Source organism: Occallatibacter sp. (assembly GCF_035317045.1).
Lineage (GTDB): Bacteria > Acidobacteriota > Terriglobia > Terriglobales > Acidobacteriaceae > Telmatobacter.
On record NZ_DATHHT010000018.1, the window covers coordinates 236,438 to 255,749 of the forward strand.

General features: G+C 59.6%; 18 protein-coding genes. 11 read left to right on the forward strand and 7 right to left on the reverse strand.

The window, feature by feature from the left end; translation table 11 throughout:
* Positions 1 to 148 precede the first annotated feature (148 nt).
* The 4 genes from menC to VK574_RS08255 form a co-directional block, all read right to left on the reverse strand.
* On the reverse strand, positions 149 to 1,279 hold the full coding sequence (menC, locus tag VK574_RS08240; protein WP_472799356.1) for an o-succinylbenzoate synthase: 1,131 nt from the start codon (positions 1,277 to 1,279) through the stop codon (positions 149 to 151).
* A 67-nt stretch (positions 1,280 to 1,346) separates the two neighbouring features.
* Complete coding sequence (locus VK574_RS08245; RefSeq protein ID WP_472799357.1) at positions 1,347 to 2,153, reverse strand: GNAT family N-acetyltransferase; 807 nt, start codon at positions 2,151 to 2,153, stop codon at positions 1,347 to 1,349.
* Positions 2,154 to 2,304: 151 nt separating this feature from the next.
* A complete protein-coding gene (mazG, locus tag VK574_RS08250) occupies positions 2,305 to 3,345 on the reverse strand; it encodes a nucleoside triphosphate pyrophosphohydrolase (RefSeq protein ID WP_472799358.1) in 1,041 nt (346 codons plus the stop codon).
* A 115-nt stretch (positions 3,346 to 3,460) separates the two neighbouring features.
* The gene (locus VK574_RS08255; RefSeq protein WP_472799359.1) at positions 3,461 to 4,558 is read right to left on the reverse strand and encodes an SMP-30/gluconolactonase/LRE family protein; all 1,098 of its coding nucleotides are present in this window, start codon (positions 4,556 to 4,558) and stop codon (positions 3,461 to 3,463) included.
* Positions 4,559 to 4,684: 126 nt separating this feature from the next.
* On the opposite strand from VK574_RS08255, the gene VK574_RS08260 reads away from it, so the two are divergent.
* Entirely contained in the window at positions 4,685 to 5,554 is an 870-nt protein-coding gene (locus VK574_RS08260; RefSeq protein WP_472799360.1) for a prepilin peptidase, read from the forward strand.
* A 396-nt stretch (positions 5,555 to 5,950) separates the two neighbouring features.
* Here the strand turns inward: VK574_RS08260 and VK574_RS08265 are convergent, their stop codons facing one another.
* Entirely contained in the window at positions 5,951 to 6,685 is a 735-nt protein-coding gene (locus VK574_RS08265) for a tetratricopeptide repeat protein (protein WP_472799361.1), read from the reverse strand.
* A gap of 101 nt (positions 6,686 to 6,786) precedes the next feature.
* On the opposite strand from VK574_RS08265, the gene VK574_RS08270 reads away from it, so the two are divergent.
* The 7 genes from VK574_RS08270 (at position 6,787) to recR (ending at position 12,731) form a co-directional block, all read left to right on the forward strand.
* A complete protein-coding gene (locus VK574_RS08270; RefSeq protein WP_472799362.1) occupies positions 6,787 to 7,314 on the forward strand; it encodes an SET domain-containing protein in 528 nt (175 codons plus the stop codon).
* 70 nt (positions 7,315 to 7,384) lie between these two features.
* Positions 7,385 to 8,137 carry a hypothetical protein gene (locus tag VK574_RS08275; protein WP_472799363.1) on the forward strand — a complete coding sequence of 251 codons (753 nt, stop codon included), beginning with the start codon at positions 7,385 to 7,387 and terminating at the stop codon, positions 8,135 to 8,137.
* Positions 8,138 to 8,333: 196 nt separating this feature from the next.
* Positions 8,334 to 8,729 (forward strand): hypothetical protein, encoded by a 396-nt coding sequence (locus tag VK574_RS08280; RefSeq protein WP_472799364.1) that lies wholly within the window; start codon positions 8,334 to 8,336, stop codon positions 8,727 to 8,729.
* 128 nt (positions 8,730 to 8,857) lie between these two features.
* Entirely contained in the window at positions 8,858 to 10,771 is a 1,914-nt protein-coding gene (gene dnaX, locus VK574_RS08285; protein WP_472799365.1) for a DNA polymerase III subunit gamma/tau, read from the forward strand.
* A 16-nt stretch (positions 10,772 to 10,787) separates the two neighbouring features.
* Positions 10,788 to 11,114 (forward strand): YbaB/EbfC family nucleoid-associated protein, encoded by a 327-nt coding sequence (locus tag VK574_RS08290; RefSeq protein ID WP_472799366.1) that lies wholly within the window; start codon positions 10,788 to 10,790, stop codon positions 11,112 to 11,114.
* 55 nt (positions 11,115 to 11,169) lie between these two features.
* Entirely contained in the window at positions 11,170 to 12,117 is a 948-nt protein-coding gene (locus tag VK574_RS08295; protein ID WP_472799367.1) for an MBL fold metallo-hydrolase, read from the forward strand.
* A gap of 11 nt (positions 12,118 to 12,128) precedes the next feature.
* The gene (gene recR, locus VK574_RS08300; protein ID WP_472799368.1) at positions 12,129 to 12,731 is read left to right on the forward strand and encodes a recombination mediator RecR; all 603 of its coding nucleotides are present in this window, start codon (positions 12,129 to 12,131) and stop codon (positions 12,729 to 12,731) included.
* A gap of 19 nt (positions 12,732 to 12,750) precedes the next feature.
* Here recR and VK574_RS08305 read toward each other — a convergent pair whose 3' ends face one another.
* Positions 12,751 to 13,122, reverse strand: coding sequence for a response regulator (locus VK574_RS08305; protein WP_472799369.1), 372 nt, complete (start codon positions 13,120 to 13,122; stop codon positions 12,751 to 12,753).
* 455 nt (positions 13,123 to 13,577) lie between these two features.
* On the opposite strand from VK574_RS08305, the gene VK574_RS08310 reads away from it, so the two are divergent.
* The 3 genes from VK574_RS08310 to VK574_RS08320 are packed head-to-tail and all read left to right on the forward strand — an operon-like array spanning position 13,578 to position 17,843.
* Positions 13,578 to 15,005, forward strand: coding sequence for an ABC transporter ATP-binding protein (locus VK574_RS08310; protein ID WP_472799370.1), 1,428 nt, complete (start codon positions 13,578 to 13,580; stop codon positions 15,003 to 15,005).
* Entirely contained in the window at positions 15,002 to 16,744 is a 1,743-nt protein-coding gene (locus VK574_RS08315; protein ID WP_472799371.1) for an ABC transporter permease, read from the forward strand. The genes VK574_RS08310 and VK574_RS08315 overlap by 4 nt, the downstream gene beginning before the upstream one ends.
* A gap of 37 nt (positions 16,745 to 16,781) precedes the next feature.
* Entirely contained in the window at positions 16,782 to 17,843 is a 1,062-nt protein-coding gene (locus tag VK574_RS08320) for a Gfo/Idh/MocA family oxidoreductase (protein WP_472799372.1), read from the forward strand.
* Here VK574_RS08320 and VK574_RS08325 read toward each other — a convergent pair whose 3' ends face one another.
* Positions 17,844 to 19,310 (reverse strand): sensor histidine kinase, encoded by a 1,467-nt coding sequence (locus VK574_RS08325; RefSeq protein ID WP_472799373.1) that lies wholly within the window; start codon positions 19,308 to 19,310, stop codon positions 17,844 to 17,846.
* Positions 19,311 to 19,312: the final 2 nt, after the last annotated feature.

Here is a 19,312-nt window from a genome sequence, read left to right on the forward strand (position 1 = left end):
TGAGCGTGAGCTTCATTTGAAGCTCTTTTGGTTCAGGGCACGACTTCAGTCGCGTCGCATGAGACCTGAAAGATGAGGGGTCGTAACACCTGAGCAGGTGACAATCGGATCTGGATACATCACTTATACATCACTTATGAAGCACTCTCTAGCCCTGTCCCACCAGTTCGAAGGCGCGAATCTCTTCCTTGCGAACCGTAAGCTGCTCGACCAGGTCCGCGCGCACTTCGTAACCGCGTCCGGGCGCATCGGAGATCAGAATCTCGCCTTCCGACGTGACCGTGACCTCGGGCTCGATGATGTCCTCGTGCCAGTAGCGCGCCGAGGCCGACACATCGCCAGGCAGGCGGAAATTCTCCAGGGTCGAAAGCGCAATGTTATGCGCGCGTCCCACGCCCGACTCCAGCATCCCGCCGCACCACACCGGAATCCCCCGCTCCTGCGCCGCGTTATGCACCGCAATAGCCTCCGAGAAGCCTCCCACGCGACCCAGCTTGATGTTGATGATCTTGCACGACTCCATTTCGATCGCAGCCAGCGCGTCGCGCCGGTTGCGAATCGATTCATCCAGGCAGATCGGCGTGTTCATCCGCGTCTGCAGCATCGAGTGATAGTAGAAGTCGTCGTGCCAAAGCGGCTGCTCCACCATCAGCAGATCGAACGCGTCGAAGGTGACCAGGTGGTCAGCATCTTTCAGCTTGTAAGCGGAGTTGGCGTCGCAACTCAGCATGATGTCAGGCCACTGAGTCCGCACCTTTTCAAAAACCTCGACGTCCCAGCCCGGTTTGCACTTCAACTTGATCCTCTGGTACCCCGCCGCAATTTCGCGGTCGATGATGTCCAAAAGCTCTGGAATCGATTTTTGAATCCCCAGCGATACGCCGCACGCAATCCGGTCGCGCACGCCTCCTATCAATTGGGAAAGTGAAACACCCTCACGCTGCGCCTCAAGATCCCAGATCGCGTTTTCCAGCGCCGCCTTCGCCATCGGATTGCCGCGCACGATGTTGAAAATCATCGGGCAATCCCCGCCGTGATCCACAGTGGCGCTCGTCAGCATCGGCCCCAACTCGTTCACGATCACCTGCCAGGCCGTGTCCGTCGACTCGCCGGAAAAATGCGGCCGCTCGCCTGCCGTGCACTCACCCCAGCCCACCAGTCCTTCTGACCGAACCTCGGCCAGCAGGATCCTGCGGTTGCGGGTTACGCCGAAACTTGTCTCAAAGGGTCGCACCAGCGGAAGGTGCAGCTCACGTAGGACGATTCCGTCAATTCTCATAAAGTGTTGCTTCCTTTGGATGACTGCTTACGAAGATGTTGGTAGTTCCATATCCCGGCTGTGAAAATCAGACTTTCGCCGGTTCAGCCCAATGGCCCAGTTCGAAGACTCCGTTACCTTCCGCGTCCCGGTTAAACGAGACGACGGCTAATCCTTTTGAAAAGGCTTCCTGAAACTTCTGGCGATTCTGCAACTGGACGGCAAGTGCTTGCTCCCGGCCACCGGAGGAAGCCTTCCATTGGTAGATGGCGGCTGGGACCTGGATGCGTTCTTCAATTTCATATGTGACCGGGGGCCGGCCTTCCAGCAATCCATTAACTCGGTCAGAGTCGAGATACCACTCTGCAACGAGACGGTCCGTTGGAAGTCCACCTTGGAGTCGAGAAGAGGATACACCATAAAAATTCACGTAATAGCTACGTACGATCGCGCCTAGCTTATGTATGTTGAGATGCGCGTTCTTGATCTCCAGTGGATCGAACGTCCACTCCATGCGCCGGATACCGCGTGAAAGTGCCTCACGTCGTTGCTCCAGCTTAAGTTGCGCTCCAAGTCCACGGTCTCGGTAGTGATCGCGCACCGCCATCATATGCGAGTGTAAATAGGGCTGTGGATTTCCCGCTGTGGAATTCTTTCCCGTCTTCACACCCGGCAAAGACATGGCGAAACCCACCATCGACTCCGGCGTGCCGTTCGGCGCGGCTCCCGGCAGCGTCGTATCAAAAGCCCCCAGCACCTGGCCGCCGATTTTCTGCGCCACCAGGAATGCCTTGCGCGGAATAATGTCGCTGTCGTCGTAACCCCACGTCTCAATCTGCATCTGAACGCAGGCTTCCAGTTCATCATGCCCCGAACACGCGCGGATCAGGATCATCGTTGATCCATCCTGCGATCTCGCCCAATCCTCGACGGTTTAGTTCGCTCCGTGTCAGGGCACGACTCGGGGAACCCACACAGTGGGTCGCGTGCCGTAACAGTCTCGAAAAAGAAGTGGGCTTCAGCTCCTGCAAAGACTCCATCCCAAATCATCGCGCTCTGCCCTCCTCCCTCGTTCCCAGCTTCCTCTTCGCTTCAACCCATAATGCTTCCAACTCCGCAGGCTGCAATTCCTCCAGCGGCTTTTCTGAGGCCAGTTCCATCTCGGCGAATCGCTGCCTGAAACGCAGATTGCAGCCGCGCAGCGCCATCTCCGCATCCACGCCCAGGTGCCGCCCAAGATTGACGACCGTAAAAAGCAGATCGCCAAGTTCAGCTTCGACCGCGGCTTTGATTGCGGGATCATCCGACTTTTCCGAGGCCGCCGCTTCAGCCTCCAGTTCCGCAGTTTCCTCAGCCAACTTCGGCAGCAGATCGCGCCAGTGCGGCCAATCGAATCCGGACTTGGCAGCCTTCGCGCCGATCTTCGCTGCCTCGGCCAATGCGGGCATGGCGCGCTGCACGCTATCGAGCCGGGAACTCGTCCGAGGCCACACTGCACGCAGCACCTCCGCAGCCTTGATCTCTTCCCAGTTGCGAAGCACCTTGGCCGCCGACCCCTCGACCGCTGAATCCACATTGGCTTCATTACCGGCGGCGCGCGAAGCCTCCTCGCCAAAGACGTGCGGATGACGCCGAACCAGCTTGCGGTTCAGGTGGTCGATCACGTCAGCAATGGTGAAGTGGCCTTCGTTGGCAGCCATCTCCGCGTAGAACAGCACCTGCAGCAGCAGGTCGCCCAGTTCTTCAGCCAGATGCGGAAAATCGCGCCGCTCAATGGCGTCGAAGACCTCGTAGGCCTCTTCCAGCGTGTATTTGCGAATGGTATCGAAAGTTTGCTCGCGGTCCCACGGGCATCCGCCCGGCGCGCGCAGCCGCGCCATGATGGCAACCGCCTGCTGAAACAGGGCCGCCGCCCGCTCCGGATCGCTGAGAACTGCGCTGCTCGGTGCAGACGTTGAAGACTGAGGACTGTGTGCGTCTCTCGCGCCGTCCATCGCATCCAGTGTAACTCTGCCGGTTCGAAGGCTGTTCTCATGATGCGTAGAACAATCCAGGAGCAGCCCCTGCAGCCCGGGCGAAAATGTCAAGCCACCTTCGCGCGTCTTTCCGCCAAGCCGCTGATTTTAAGACGAAATCTCTTCGAGGCATTTTTCAGGTAATTTTCCCGATTCCGCGCATAATCCGGTCCGAGATTCGGGACGCTCAAGGTTTGCGAACCAGTGGAGCACCTGCGATCGTGAGATGGATTCGATAGATACTGGTGCTCGCGGTGATGTACAACGTCTTGTGGTCAGGACCGCCCCAGGCAACGTTGGCCGACTTTTCGGGCATGACGATCGTGCCCAGCGGCTTCCCTTCCGGTGAGAAAATCCACACCCCTCCCGGCCCCGTGCTGTAGACATTTCCCTTCTCATCCACCTTCATGCCATCAGGCGCACCTGGCCGCGTATCGGACGTCGCATCGTAGAAGAGCTTGGCATCGGTGAGAGAACCGTCCGGCTGCACCCGATAGCGCATCCAGATCTTCTTCGGTTCGGAGTTATTCACGTAGAGATACTTCTCGTCCGGGGAAAAGGCGATCCCGTTCGGCCGCGGGAGATCGGAGACAAGAAGCTGAATATCTGATCGAGCAGACTGAGAACCGGGCTTCTGCTCGAGCGCATGAGGAATGCGGTAGACGCCGTTCACCTTGAGCTCTTTCTCTGGGTCATCGTCCTTTTGCGAGCGCAGTCCATACGGAGGATCTGTGAAATAGAGCGAACCATCCGACCGGTACACAAGATCGTTCGGGCTGTTGAGCTTCTTGCCCTGGTAGCCGTCGGCGAGAATGCTGATCGGGCTGTCGGAGCGTAGCGATTCCAACCGGTACACGTCGCGCTGAGCATGACCGGCAACCGTAAGCCTGCCGCGAGTGTCGAGCGTCATTCCATTTGACCCCGACTCAGGGCCTCCGTATGGCGCGGAGCCTTTGTATCCGCTCGGCGTGAGAAACATCGTGACGCCGGAGCCCGGTGTCCACCTGCGGATCGTGTTGCTGGGGATCTCTGCAAAATAGAGCGTTCCATCCGCCCACACCGGGCCTTCCGTCCACTTGAATCCCGAGGCGACCTCCTCCAGCATTGCATCAGCCGGAACAATCTGATCGATAGCAGGATCCAGCCGATCAAGCTTTAGAACGCTGACGCCAGTGAGATTTACCTTCCCAGGCTTATCCGACTCCATCCGCGCGTGACATCCCGCCGTCACTCCAACGACGGCAAACAGGACTGTTGCAAGGACAATCAGTTTCGTCCGATTCACTCGATCCTTCCTTCCGACACAACGCTGTCCATTCTGAATGTCCGACACTGCGAACGGCAAGAACTTCCGCAACGTCTTACGCATGCACCGTGTGGCCGTATACTCAACCTTCCCGGTGATTCCTTAATGATCCGCATTCTCGGCACGATATTGGCTGCGCTGCTGGGGCTCGCCTTCGGCAGCTTCCTCAACGTGTGCCTCAGCCGCTGGCCCGCTGGCGAGAGCGTAGTCAAGCCGCGTTCCCACTGCCGCAACTGCGGTCGCACCCTCGCCTGGTGGGAGAACATCCCGCTCCTGAGTTGGCTTGCCCTTCGCGGTCATTGCCGCACCTGCAAAGTAAAAATCGGCTGGCGCTATCCGCTCGTCGAGTTGGCTGTGAGCGTCCTCTGGGCGCTATCGGCGTGGATCTCGATTCCCGACTTCCCGTTGCTACCTGTCGCTGAGAAGGAGGCGATTGCTGGTGCAGTGGCGATGATGATACTGGGCTGGCTCTTGATCGCATTGGCGATTCTGGATGCTGAAAATCTGTGGTTGCCGAACTTCTTAACCTACCCAGGAATCATTGTTGGAATCGTGCTCACCAGCATCTTTTCGGCGATTGGTAATGAATTCTTCCGCCCTGCTCACCCGATGTATTTCTTTTGGGAGCGCGCTGGAAGCGCGGCGGCGGCCGCATCTGTGATCCTCCTCATCCGCTGGACCTACTGGCTAGTTCGCCACCGCGAAGGCATCGGCCTCGGCGACGCCAAGCTGATGGCCATGCTGGGCGCGTGGCTCGGTCTCTCCGGCGCTCTATTGTCCTTCGCCATCGGCGTCCTGCTCGGCGCAGTTTTCGCCCTCGTCGTACTCGCGGTTCCCGCCGCGCGACGCGAATCGGACACCTGGCTCCTATCCAAAATGCCCCTCGGTACGTTCCTATGCGTCGGCGGAATCATCAGCGCCCTCTGGGGTCAGCCGCTCATCGCCGCTTACCTGCACCTCGTAGGATTGCGCTAAGTGAATCCAGTAGCCGCCGTGTCATTCCGACCGACCAACGGGAGTGGAGGAATCTGCAGTTGCCGTTCGCAAAGCCCGATTCAAGACAGCAGCCTGTCAGTTGCAGTTCTATAGTCCGCCGGCTCGTATTCAAGCCAATCTCTGCTTAGATCAAGCGCTGGAAGACCCTCTTTCGATGTTCGCCAGTGACACCGATACACAGTGTGCGGCTAGCGGCTCGCAACAATGTAGGTCGAATAGAGGCGTTCGTACAAATGCGCTGTCATTCCGACCGACCGCAGGGAGTGGAGGAACCTGCAGTTGGTTTTTCGCTTGGGCTCGTGCGCTGATCTCCATCACAGCGAACCCGATGCGGGCTGAATACACTCTCGGAATGAAAGGCGTGCGGCTGGTCGATTACTGTGGCTGTTGGTTCTTTGACACTGCCGGCGCATTCGCCAACTCCGGTTCCTTCAGCCACTTCTTCGCTTCCTTCGCATGCTTGCTGTCGGGGTCGTACTCCATCACCTTCTGGTAGTTGACCTTGGCATTCGCATAGTCGCCTATTGAGCGTTGCGCTTCGGCCATCCCCCAGTACACATCAGGATTCTCTGGATCAGTGATCAAGGCTGACTGGTACCGTGACAGTGCAGCCTTCCAGTTCTTCCGGCTCAGTTCAAGGGAGCCGACATCCTCATCTTCCTTTGCTGTCTCCTGGTGGATGGGCGGCTCGTCACCTTTCTTCGCGTGCTTGCCCGGCCGCGTTTCATCCGGGATGTTCACATCGGCGGCTCCAGTCAGGCTTGAGCTGAATCCGTCGCCGGAGTCCGATGCGCCGGGCGGCGGGTCGTCGGGGCTGTGCACCGGGTCGGTATCGTCGTGCAGCAGGCTCGTCGTTCCCGAGCTTTCGCCTGTGACCGGTACGGGCTGCGGTGGCGCGGGCTCTCCGCTCGTCGGCACCACGGGTACACTGTTCGTATCTTCAGGAAACGGGTTCGACGCGACGGGTGGCTTCTGCGCAGGCTGCTGTTGCGATGGGCTCGCCGGCGGATTCGGCTTCTGCGCTGGTGGCGGTGTCGACTGCGCATACAGGACCGTTGCCGCCATCAAGCCGCATCCAAACCCCAGCGCAATGTTAAATCTCAAATTCATTTCAGTTCTTTTCGCGTCCCGCCGTTCATTCTCATCACATCAATGTTACGATGCGGTGCATACAGCACTTCAACTCACCCCAGGAAAAACCCGCATTCCCCATGGCTCTCATCATCCGCTCCTCAGCTATCCATGCCGCCGGCTGCTATAGCACCACCGCGGTTCGCAAAGGCACGCGCGTTGCCGAATACACCGGGCCGCGCCTCAGTAAAGACGAAGCCGACGCGTCCAATGAAGACTCGCCCATTACCTACTTGTTTGGACTCGGCGACGGCTCCGTCGTGATCGATGGTCATTGCATGGCCATGTTCATTAACCACAGTTGCAGGCCGAATTGTGAGACCGAGGAAATCCGGGGCCGCGTTTGGATCACGGCCATCCGCAAAATTGAGCCCGGAGAAGAAATTACCTACGACTACTGCCTCTACGACGGGGGCGAAGACGAGGCCACCTGCAACTGCGGCGCGAAGCGCTGCCGCGGCACCATGTACTCTCCCCAGGAGATCCGCCGTCGCAAAGCCGCCGCCCGAAGAGCCGAAAAGAAAAAGCCTGCAAAACGCCGCTCCCGCGCCACCGAGATTCCGATTCCTCGCCAGCCCGAGGTGGTCGAAGAGGAAGACGCTGCCTGATGGAGTCCCCCAATCGCGCCTGAGTTTTCGATTGCAACGCGCTCTCCAGCCCTGCTAGCATCCGCGAACCATGTCAACCACCCAAGTTGTGCGCCCAGGCAAGTCCGCGCCTTCCTCGGGCCTTCGCGGAATTACCGAAAGATACTTCTACTTCTTCATGTCACTGCTGATCGCCGTGACGGTCGTCTACGGATTCAGCCAAACCGTAGGCCAGAATCTCTTCAATCCCGCCCCTTCGAGGCCCATCCTGCTCTTTCTTCATGGAGCCGTGTTTTCGGGCTGGGTGGTCTTCTTCATCTTCCAGTCAGCGCTCGTGCGGACACATCATGTGTCCTGGCACCGCCGCACAGGTTGGTTTGGCGCAGGACTGGGGGCGCTGATTCCAATACTCGGTGCTGTCATATCCGTTGTCATGGCGCGGTTCGATGTCTTCCAGCTGCACCAGCCCCGAGACCAACGCGCTCCTTTCACGTTGATTCCCTTGTTCGACATGGTCTGCTTCACAAGCACGTTCTGGCTCGCGGTCCTCTGGCGCAAACGACCCGAGTATCACCGCCGACTGGTTTTCGTAGCCTCATGCTCTCTCACTGCCGCGGCCTTCTTTCGCTTTCCTGAGGCGTTTCACTCACACATCTATTTCTACGCGGGAGTTGATGCTCTTATCTTTCTCGGCGTCATACGCGACCTGGTTGTGAGCCGTCGTGTTCATGCAGTGTACTTATGGGCCCTTCCGGCCTTCGCTCTCGGCCAATACCTCGTGATGCACACAATATCGACGGGCGCGCAGTGGTGGCTGAAGATCGCCGACGCTATCGTCGGGTAAGGATTCCGGCAAAATCCTGGTAGGTGCACCGTCCAGAGTGGCAGCTCAGCCTGGCGCACGCCTTTATCGGACAACCGGGTTGAAACCACCGCTCGCGCCTTTCAGGTAAATTGAGACCAGCAGGCTTGGCCGGCTCCCGGATTGCCGGTCTTACTCTGCACTTCGGCATTGCCGATCTCATCCGGCAGCCACCACCATGACGCAAGAGCCAGAGCAACCGCCCCTCACCGATGTGCAACTCGACATATTGCGCCGCTTTGCGCTCTTCGAGGTCAGCCGGGACGACATGCTGCAAGCACTCGCCGGAGCCTTCGACATCAACTTCGATCCCAAAGAAGAAACCTCCAAGGGCATCACCCAGCGCCGCTCCGCCAATAACCGTTTTCCGATCCCCGAACCCGGCATCGTCATCACCCGTGAACACATCTCAAACGCACTCGAGCACAAACGCTTCGGCCTCGTCTCCGAGCGCGACCTGGTCTACTGGGCAACGATTCTCCTGCTCAACGATGCCTACGTCTTCGATCCCGGCGACGAAGACCTGATCGCCGAATGGCTCAACGACATTAGCTTCAACCTCGACGCAAACTAAGCCCTTTCCCACATTCTGGACGCTGCTCGGGCGGCATTTTCCACCTCCGCCTCCGCGCACCCCGGAACGATACAATCCAACCTGGAGCCTGCATCAAAAATCGCCGGCCTCGGGGAGTAATCGATCGCATGGGTTATCAGGTTCTGGCTCGCAAGTATCGGCCACAAAAGTTTGCCGACGTCGCCGGCCAGGATCACGTTACGCGCACCCTGCTGAACGCGCTCACCCAGAACCGCATCGCGCACGGCTACATCTTCTCCGGCCATCGCGGCATCGGCAAAACCACCATCGCCCGCATCCTGGCCCAGGCGCTGAACTGCCGCACTGAGATCGGCTCCGCGCAGCGCCCCACAGCCGAGCCCTGCGGCATCTGCGACTCCTGCGTTGAAATCCGCCAGGGCAATGCCGTCGACGTGATCGAGATCGACGCAGCCACCAATCGCGGCATCGACGAGATTCGCGAACTGCGCGACGCAGCCCGCTACGCGCCCGCCCGCGATCGCTACAAGATCTACATCCTCGACGAAGCCCACCAGATCACCGAGGCCGCCTTCAACGCGCTCCTCAAGACCCTCGAAGAGCCGCCGTCGCATGTCATCTTCATGATGGCAACGACGGAACCCGAGAATATTCCGCAGACCATACGCTCCCGCTGCCAGCACTTCAGCTTTCACGCCGTCAAGTTCGACGACATCCTCGCGCAACTCAAGATGATCGCCGGGCAGGAGAAAGTCGAAGCCGAAGAAGCCGCACTCGCCCTGCTGGCCGAAGCCGGTGATGGATCGATGCGCGATGCGCTCAGCATCATGGACCAGGCCATTGCCTCCGCCCCATGCGATGCGAGCAATCGCCCCGTTCTTTCGACAGAGCAAATCCGCGAGCTGATGGGATCAGTTCCCAACACCGTCTTCGAGCATCTGCTTGAATCAGTCGCTGCGGGCGAGAGCGCACCGGTCATGATGCAGTTGAACGACCTGCTCAACGCCGGACATAGCGCGCAGTCCCTGGCACGGCAAATCGTTCGCTATCTGCGCAACACCCTGATGGCAAAGCTCGGCGGCGAGCAGACCGAACTGCTGCAGATCTCCGCCGACGAGCGCGCCCGTGCCGCGCGCACCGCCCTGCTCTTCGGCGAAGAAGAGATCACGCGCAACCTCCAGATCATGCTGCGAACCTTCGACGACCTGAATTACCGTCAGGAGCAGCGCTTTCATCTTGAACTGGGCCTGATGAAACTCGTCCACGCCCAGCGCCTCCTTCCCCTCGAAGAACTGCTCAGTTCTGTGGCGAGTGGCAAGCCGATTAGCAGTGGCGCATCGTCCGCACCACGTACATCCTCCGCGCCCTCACGAAGTTCATCGCCCGTATCGCATTCTTTGCCAGTTTCGAGCGCTCCGCCGCCTCGCTCGCCCTTCGGATCAGGCCCAGTTATGCAGTCCGCGCCGATCGCGGAGAGCCACGCCGTAAACGGCTCTGTAGCATTGGCGTCCTCTCGCCCGGAAGTCGCGCATGCCGGAGCCGTCATCCCGTTCCCCTCTGCTCAGCCACGGCCCAGCGATCTTGAAGCACTCGATACGAAGAGCGATCCCGCCGAATTGCCTGTTCCTCAATTGACGATCCCGCCTGCAGCGCCCCCGAGCACGCCATCGGCCGACGGACTTACTCCCGACTCCGTTCAACAAGTCATCGTTGCAGGTCTCGCCCAGAACGGTCATGCATCCGCATCGCAACTCCTCTCCACGGCGCGTTTCACGCTCGAAGCCACCAGCCTGCGCATTGAAGTTCCGGGAATCGGCAAGAAGATGCTGGCTCTCACCGTCAATCCCGCCGCCGAGAAAATCATCAAGCAGGACTTGCAGCGCATCGGCGCGCCGGCTCGGTTCATGGTGATTCCGGGCGAGGGCGTGGCGGCCACATCTGCGGTCTCCGCGCCGGTTGTCGGCAGCATCCAGCAGGCCGCGCTCGAACATCCCATGGTGCAGCGGGCGAAGGAAATCTTTAATGCCGAAGTGCGCAGCGTGGTTGACCTGCGCACCAAATAGAACCGAGGAGGCCCTGATGGTAAACCCGCTCAAGATCGCCGAAATGCTCTCCCAGGCAAACAAAATGCAAGAGGAGATGCAGCGCAAGCTGGCGGAAACGGTGGTCGAGGGATCGACTGGCGGCGGAGCCGTCACGGTCACCATGAACGGCAAAAAAGAGCTTCTAAAGATTAAGATCGATCCTTCGGCCGTCGCCAGCTTCAGCGGTCCCAGCCCCGATGTAGAAATGCTCGAGGCCTTGATCGTGGGCGCTGTAAACGATGCGGGCCATAAGGCCGACGAGGCGATCCAGTCAAGCGTCAAAGGCGCGCTCGGCGGCTTCAACATTCCCGGCCTCGGTTAAACTCGATTTCTTCCCTGCTCGTGCAGAGCTTTTTGGGTAGTACCAGGAGGTTGTAATGTCAGGCGAAATGAATCGCAGAAGCTTTCTCCATCTGGGCGCGGCGGCCGGCGCTGCTGCGCTTGCATCGCGTTGGGTGTTTGCGCAAGCGGCGCCCCCAGCCGACCGTCTCACGCAGATGCGCACCGCAGGCGCGTCGACGCCAATCAAGTCCACGAAGCTCTACGACAACCTCTGGCTGCTGCAGGGCGCTGGCGGCAACATGGCCGTCCAGAGCGGCAAAGACGGCAACATCCTCATCGATTCCAGTTTCGCCACAGCCGTTCCCCACATCCGCGAGGCCATCGCCGCGGTCAGCACCGATGCACCCCACGCGCTCGTCAATACTCATTGGCACGTCGACCACGTTGACGGCAATGAAGGCATGCACGCCGCAGGATTCCACGTGATTGCCCACGAGAAGACGAAAGAGCGTATGTCGCAACCCGCGGAGATGAAACTGTTTCAGATGTCGCTGCCTGCATACCCTGACAGCGCCCTTCCCGCCACCACCTTCGCAACCTCGATGCACCACAACCACAACGGCGACAGCATTGACCTGGTTCACTACGACCCCGCGCACACCGACACCGATATCTACATCCACTTCCACAATGCCGACATCCTGCACTGCGGCGATATCTTCTTCAACAAAACCTATCCCTTCATCGATGAAGGCACCGGCGGTTCGATCGGTGGCACGATTGCGGCGGCGCAGAAATCGCTGGCGCTGGCCGGTGATAAGACCAAGATTATCCCTGGGCATGGCCCGCTGGGAGACAAGACCGATTTGAGGGAATACGTCGACATGCTTTCAGTGGTGCGCGACAAGGTTGCGGCGCTGAAGCAAGGAGGCGCCAGCGAACAGGAAGTGATTGGCAAAAAGCCCACGGCCGACCTTGACGCGGATTGGGCGCATGGTTTTGCGCCAGACATGTTCGTGGGTATTGTCTACCGTACCGTTTAGGAGGAGTTGTTGTGGCACGCTATGCCGAGCCCATGGCCCGGCTCATCGACGAATTGAAGAAGCTCCCCGGGGTGGGAACCAAGACTGCCCAGCGCTTCGCCTTTCACATCCTGCGCTCCACCGACGACGATGCCTCCGCTTTGGCCGATGCCGTTCGCGGGCTCAAAGCCAGCCTGCGCCTCTGCTCGGTCTGCAATAACATCACCGACGTCGACCCCTGCGCCTACTGCGCCAGTCCCACGCGCAACCAGCGGCTGGTCTGCGTGGTCGAGGAGCCAACCAACATCGACGCCGTGGAGCGGTCCCGGTATGGCGGTGTCTACCATGTGCTGCACGGAACGCTGTCGCCGCTCCATGGAGTCGGCCCCGATCAGTTGCGCGGTCGCGGTCTCGTCCAGCGGGTCGAGCGCGGTGAGGTGGATGAGGTGATCCTTGCCACCAGTCCGACCCTCGAAGGCGAAGCCACGGCAAGCTGGCTGGCCGGTGCGCTGCGCGAATTCAAGGTGCGCGTCACGCGGATCGCGATGGGCGTTCCGGCCGGCAGCGACATTGAATATGCCGACGAAGTCACCATGGCGCACGCCATCGAAGGCCGGCACGAGATGAAGCCATGAGCAAAATTAGATCGTTTGGCTAGCTGCGCAGCCGGGTCAACAGGTCCTGCGGGTGCACTGGCTTGGCGAGAATCTCAAATTCATAGCCTTGGGAGCGTGCCTTTTCCAGCAGGTCGGCTGTTGCGGCCTGGCCTGAGAACAGCAGAATCTTGATTCTCGGCAGGAGTGCGCGAATCTGGATCGCCGCATCGATGCCGTTCAAATCGGCCATGATGACATCGGCGATCAGCATATCCGGCTCGTAGCTTGAGGCGGTTTCCAGCGCGGTTTCTCCGGAATAAACGGCCCTCGCCTGAAATCCGCTCTGATTGAGAATCATAGCCAGCGTATCCGCAATGACACGCTCGTCGTCTACCACTAGAACTTTGGGCTTAACGTGATTATCGGGCATACACTCCTGAACGCCAAAGGGATCTGCGCAAAGCCTTATCAGTCAAACGCGCCGCGCAGCGAAGCCGAACAGCACCGCTTACCGTACGATCAGCTTGGTAAACACTTTGTTAGGATAACATCTTCGGAAGGGACAACGCGCAACCCTCAGGGCCCCCCGGCTCCACAGTTTAAGGATGCTTCCTGCATTGCGCAAGATGGCTGTTGTTTCTCAATATTCGCTCTGTCTGTTGGACGAATCGCGGGCAGAAGTAGTGCCCTATTTGACCCGATTTCTTTCTCGAAAGCCCCGTCTGCTCATGGCCTGCCACGGGTTCCCCTGGACTGCGTTACTCTAATTCCGCGGATACTTCCCTGCCCGTCGGAAATTCATCGGGAAGAAACGCAATCCACATAAGCTTTTGAAACACCGGCTCCCGCCGGAGCCACGGCGAAATTTGAGGCGAAGAGGCACGCATGCAGCCTGCAGGCATCCAGAACGAAGCGCTGAACCCTGCCCCTGACGCAGCGAATCGCCCCAATGGCGAATTCACTTCCCGCGCCGGTGAAGCAATCATTCGCGCCGAAAAGATCGAAAAGTATTATGCGCAGCCCAGCCAGAATCGCATCCAGGTGATTTCGCCCACCGACCTGAGCATCGTTCCTGGAGAGATCGTCGCCCTGCTCGGACCCTCCGGCTCGGGCAAGTCCACCATGTTGCGCATGCTCTCCGGCCTTTCGCGCCCTTCCGCCGGTCAGGTTTACTGGCACGAAAAACCGATTGCCGAGGCCGAGATCAACGTCTCGATTGTCTTCCAGAGCTTTGCCCTCTTTCCCTGGCTCACCGTGCTTGAAAATGTCGAGGCCCCCCTCCAGGCACGCGGCGTTGATCCCGAAGAGCGCCGTTCGAGAAGCATGCGCATGATCGACACCGTCGGTCTCGATGGTTTTGAGTCCGCCTATCCGAAGGAACTCTCCGGCGGCATGAAGCAGCGCGTCGGCTTTGCTCGCGCCCTCGTGGTCGAGCCCGAGGTCCTCTTCATGGATGAGCCCTTCTCTGCCCTCGACGTCCTCACCGCCGAAAACCTCCGCAGTGAACTGCTCGAGTTGTGGGCGAAAAAGACAATGCCCACGCGCTGTGTCTTCATCGTGACGCACAACATCGAAGAAGCCGTCCTGCTCGCCGACCGCATCATCGTTCTCGGCCGCAACCCCGGGCACATCCGTACCGATTTTCGCAACCAGCTTCCTCAGCCGCGTGATCGCAAATCCGAACCCTTCACGCAACTGGTCGACTATATTTACAAAGTGCTCACGCGGCCCGACGTCGCTCCCACCCAGGCGCCCGAGCATCAGCATCCCGGCCCGCGCATCCGCGACCAGCGCCAGATGAAGTACCAGATGTTACCCCACGCAAGACCCGGCGGCGTTGCGGGATTGCTCGAACTCCTTCTCGACAAGGGCGGCCGCGACGACATCTACCGTCTGGCCGACGACCTTGCCTTCGAAATCGACGACCTCCTCCCTATCGTCGACGCTGCGCAGCTGCTCGGGTTTCTCAAAGTGGAGGAAGGAGACGCCTCTATCACCGAGACCGGCACCGAATTCGCCAATTCCGAAATTCTGCGGCAAAAAGAACTCTTCCGCGATGCTGCCCTTGCCAACGTCCTGTTGCTTCGTCAGATTCGCCGCGCCCTCGACGCGAAGAGCGACCACACCGTCCCCGATGAATTCTTCCTCGATATGCTCGACGAACAGTTCAGCGACGAGGAATCGCACCGTCAGATTGAGACCGCCGTCAACTGGGGCCGCTACGGCGAATTGTTCGATTTCGATGCTGCTCGACGCCGCTTCGTGATGCCCGACGCCCTTGAAGAAACCGCCGATGCCGGAGGCGACGAGTGACCCTGCAGCGCACCTTCGCGCGGTCGCTCGTCACCGTTCGCACCTGGCCCTTCATCATCGACTTGGGCGTGGCTGTCTGCGGTCTTGCCATTTTCTTTGCCATCGTCGGCACCGGCAGATACTGGCTCAGCAAACCCGCACCCATCGCTGAAATCTCTCATTCCATCAGCGCTCTTCCCCTCTACGCCTTTTACTCCATCGTCCGCATCGGCATCGCATACCTGCTCAGCCTGGTCTTCGCTATCGCCTACGGCTATATCGCCGCCTACAATCCGCGCATTGAGCCCTGGATGGTCGCCGTCCTCGACATTCTTCAGTCCATCCCGGTTCTCAGCTTCCTGCCCCCTGTGGTCCTTTTCATGGTCGTTTTGATTCCCGGCCACCAGTTGGGCATCGAGATGGCCGTCATCCTCCTCATCTTCACCGGGCAGGTGTGGAACCTGGCCTTCAGTTTCTATTCCTCGCTAAAATCCATCCCTCGCGAAATGGTGGAAGCCTCGCGCATTTATCGCTATTCTGCCTGGCAGCGTTTTTGGCAGCTTGAAATGCCCTACGCCGCCATTGGCTTGGTGTGGAATTCCATCGTCTCCGTCGCCGGCGGATGGTTCGCCCTCATCGCGTGCGAGATCTCGCCCTTCGCCAATTACACCTACCAGCTTCCTGGAATTGGCAGCTATCTTCAGGTCGCCACCAACACCGGCGACTACCGCGCGCTGACCTTCGGCATCGTTACCGTCATCCTCATCGTCGTCGCCACCGATCAGCTTGTCTGGCGCCCGCTCATCGCCTGGAGCGACAAATTCAAATTCGAACAGGTCGAGTCCACCGATCGCGTCCGCTCGCCGATGCTCGCTCTTCTGCGCCGTTCTAGCCTCCTCAGCTCGCTCCCCACCCGCGTCTGGACGAGCATCGAAGAACCAATCTATCGCCGGCTTTCCCGCACCAGACAATGCCGCGTCGTCCAACCCGTCGACGAAGAGAAATCCACTCGGAGTTCCTTCTGGTTTCATCTCCTGGCGGTTGCGGCCGCGGGAGTCGTCGGCTGGGGAGCATTGCAGGCTGTCGTCATGCTCAGAACGATCAGCTGGGCCGACCTGAAACTGCTCTTCGAAGGCGCGGCCGCAACCTTTGGCCGCGTCAATGCGGCTCTTCTCATCTCTGCTGCGTGGACAGTCCCTGTCGGCGTCGCCATCGGCCTCAATCCGCGTCTCTCGCGCATCGTCCAGCCAACCGCCCAGGTACTCGCATCCATCCCCGCCACGGCCTTTTTCCCCATCATCCTCATCGGACTGGTCAAAATCGGCGGCGGCCTCGGCATCGGATCCATCGCGCTCATGCTCCTTGGCACACAGTGGTACATCCTTTTCAACGTCATCGCCGGTGCCATGTCCATCCCCTCTGACCTGCGCGAAGTCACAGCGCTCTATCACTTCACCCGCTGGCAGCGCTGGACCAAGCTCATTCTTCCCGGGATATTCCCCTACCTCATCACCGGCATGGTGACAGCCTCCGGCGGTGCATGGAATGCCTCTGTCTACGCCGAATACTCCCACCTCAAAGACAGCACCCTGCAGACCATCGGCCTTGGCGCCGAGATTAGCTCCGCAACTGACAGCGGACGCTTCCCCATCATCCTGCTCGCCACCATCATGATCTCTCTCATGGTCGTTACCATGAATCGACTCGTCTGGCGGCGCCTCTATCGCCTCGCTGAAACCCGGTATAAACTCGAAAGCTAAATAGAACAAACGACTGTCGGTGCGTTCGGGGGAAGTTATGATTCGCGTTGGACTAGTTGGTTTCGGCATGGCGGGCCGCGTATTCCATGCGCCGCTCATCTCCTCGGTCGAAGGTTTCGAGCTCGCCGCCGTAGTCGAGCGCTCTAAAAATAACGCTGCCGAGCGTTATCCCGGCATCACCACCTATCGCTCCGTCGAGGAGTTACTGGCCGACGCGTCCATCAAGCTAGTCGTCGTCGCCACCCCTAACAGCACGCATTTCTCCATCGCCATGCAGGCGCTCGAGGCCGCAAAGAGCGTCATCGTCGACAAGCCTGTTGCCATGAACGCTACGGAAATTGCCCAGCTCGCCGAACTTGCCGGCGGCCTTGGCCTGAATTTCTTTCCGTTCCATAACCGTCGTTTTGACAATGATTTCCTGACTATTCGCAAATTAATACATGAACATACTCTTGGTCGACTCGTTCACTTTGAATCGAACTTCGACCGATGGCGTCCGGGACTCTCCACGCGGGCTTGGAAAGAAGAGACCGATCAAGGCGGCATTCTCTACGATCTCGGCACACACATCGTCGATCAGGCGCTTGTACTCTTCGGCCAGCCTGCGTCCGTGGGCGCGGAGATCCGGCGCGAGCGCGACGGCGAAGGCTCCAACGATGCCATCACAATTCGCCTCGACTACCTGACCGGCTTCTCCGTAACCCTGGGAGCCAACTGTCTTTCTTCGCTGGCCCGTCCGCGCTTTCATTTGCGCGGCACCCGCGGCAACTTCTGGAAATGGGGAATGGACCCTCAGGAAGAAGCGTTGAACGCCATCGCCAAGATCACCGATCCCAACTGGGGTCAGGAGCCCAGCGATCGATGGGGCACCCTCAGCGTCGATGCCGATGGCAGCCTGGTGACGCGGCCGGAACCTTCAACAACGGGAGATTACCGGCTCTTCTACGCCGGCGTCCGTGACGTGCTCACCGGCAATGCGACTGCACCGCCCGTCACTCCCACAGAAGCCTGGCGGACCGCCCGCGTTCTCGAACTGGCAAAACAAAGCTCCAGCGAACAGCGAGACATCGAGTGCGATTGGAGCGGAGAGCCGGGCTGATCACCGAGCCGTATCGGCTGCCTGCTTTTCCTCCCGCGGTACCCAGAAACGAAAGATGCTGCCATGCTCCGGATTGCTCTCCACCGCGATGCCGCCGCCATGCGCCACCATGATGGCTCCGGCAATCGCCAGACCCATGCCCGTTCCCTTGCCGAGCTTTGCGCCCTTCTTGCCGCGATAGAATTTCTCAAAGATATGCGGCAAATCGACCTTGTCGATGCCGGGACCGCTGTCTTCCACTTCAAATTCCAGCCTGCCCTCCACGCGCCGGCTCCGCAACACGATCCTGCTTTCCGGTGGTGAATATTGCGCGGCATTCTCGATCAGATGGCGAAACACACGGCCCAGCAGCTTGGCATCGAACCACACCGGGGTGTCGGGCTCCTGCACCATCAACGTGACCTGGTGGCGCGCCAGCACGCGACGCGATGCCTCAACCGCGTGATCCAGCAACATGCGCGTATGGTGCGGCGCACGTTGGACCCTGAGCACCTTGGCGTCGAGTTCCGCCATCTCCACGGCCTCGCCGATCAATGCATCCAGATGCGCCGATTCCTCGTCGACCACGGTAGCCAGTTCCTTGCGGACCTCATCGTCCAGACCTTCATCCTGGGTCAACGTTGTCGCTGCCGCGCGGATTGACGTCAAAGGCGTCCGCAACTCGTGCGTGAGAGAGTCGATGAGCGCGGCGCGCAGCCGCTCGCCCTCGCGCGAAGCCTCCATGCGCGCCGTCGCCTCAATGGCAATGGCTCGCGTGATGGCGATTCCCACCTGCGCGCAAACGGCGGTCGCCACTTCACGCGACAGCCTCGCAGGCTTCCAGGCCATTGCCCCCACCGCGCGCATTCCCACCATCAGCGCGTGCGCTTCAAATCCATCGTGCGCCGCGATGGCAGCGTTTGCGCCTCCCGTCATCTCGCGCAGATTGGCCTTGAACATCGCCGACAATTCTGTGTCGGTCGAGACGTACTGGTCCCGCTCCTGCACAAACAACACAACGCTCGCGAGCGCGAATCCCTTCGCCACGAGAGATGGCAGATCCCGAATCAGCCCTTCCGCGTCCTCATGCAGCATCATCTCCTGGCTCAGCAGGTAGAGCCGTTCCACATCTTCGCGGCGCTGCTCGGCCTGCTCCTTCTGCTTTCGCGCCCGTTCCGACACCCGCCCCGCAACAACCGAGCTCACAGCAAACGTCAGGATTGAAACCCACTCCTGCGGACCCGCAAGCGTGAAAGTGTGCAATGGAGGAAGAAAGAAGTAGTCAAACGAGATTGCGCAAAGCAGCGCGCTGTAGAGCGCAATTACAAGTTCGGCTTGCGATGCGGTGACAACAACCACGACAAGAAACACCATTCCGGCAGTGGCCGCTCGCGCGCCGGCCATCGCCAGGCCAACCGTTGTCAGTACCGCAGCCACCGTGGCGCCCAGCCATTGAAAATAATGGCGCGCCTTCGGCTTCAAATCCATGC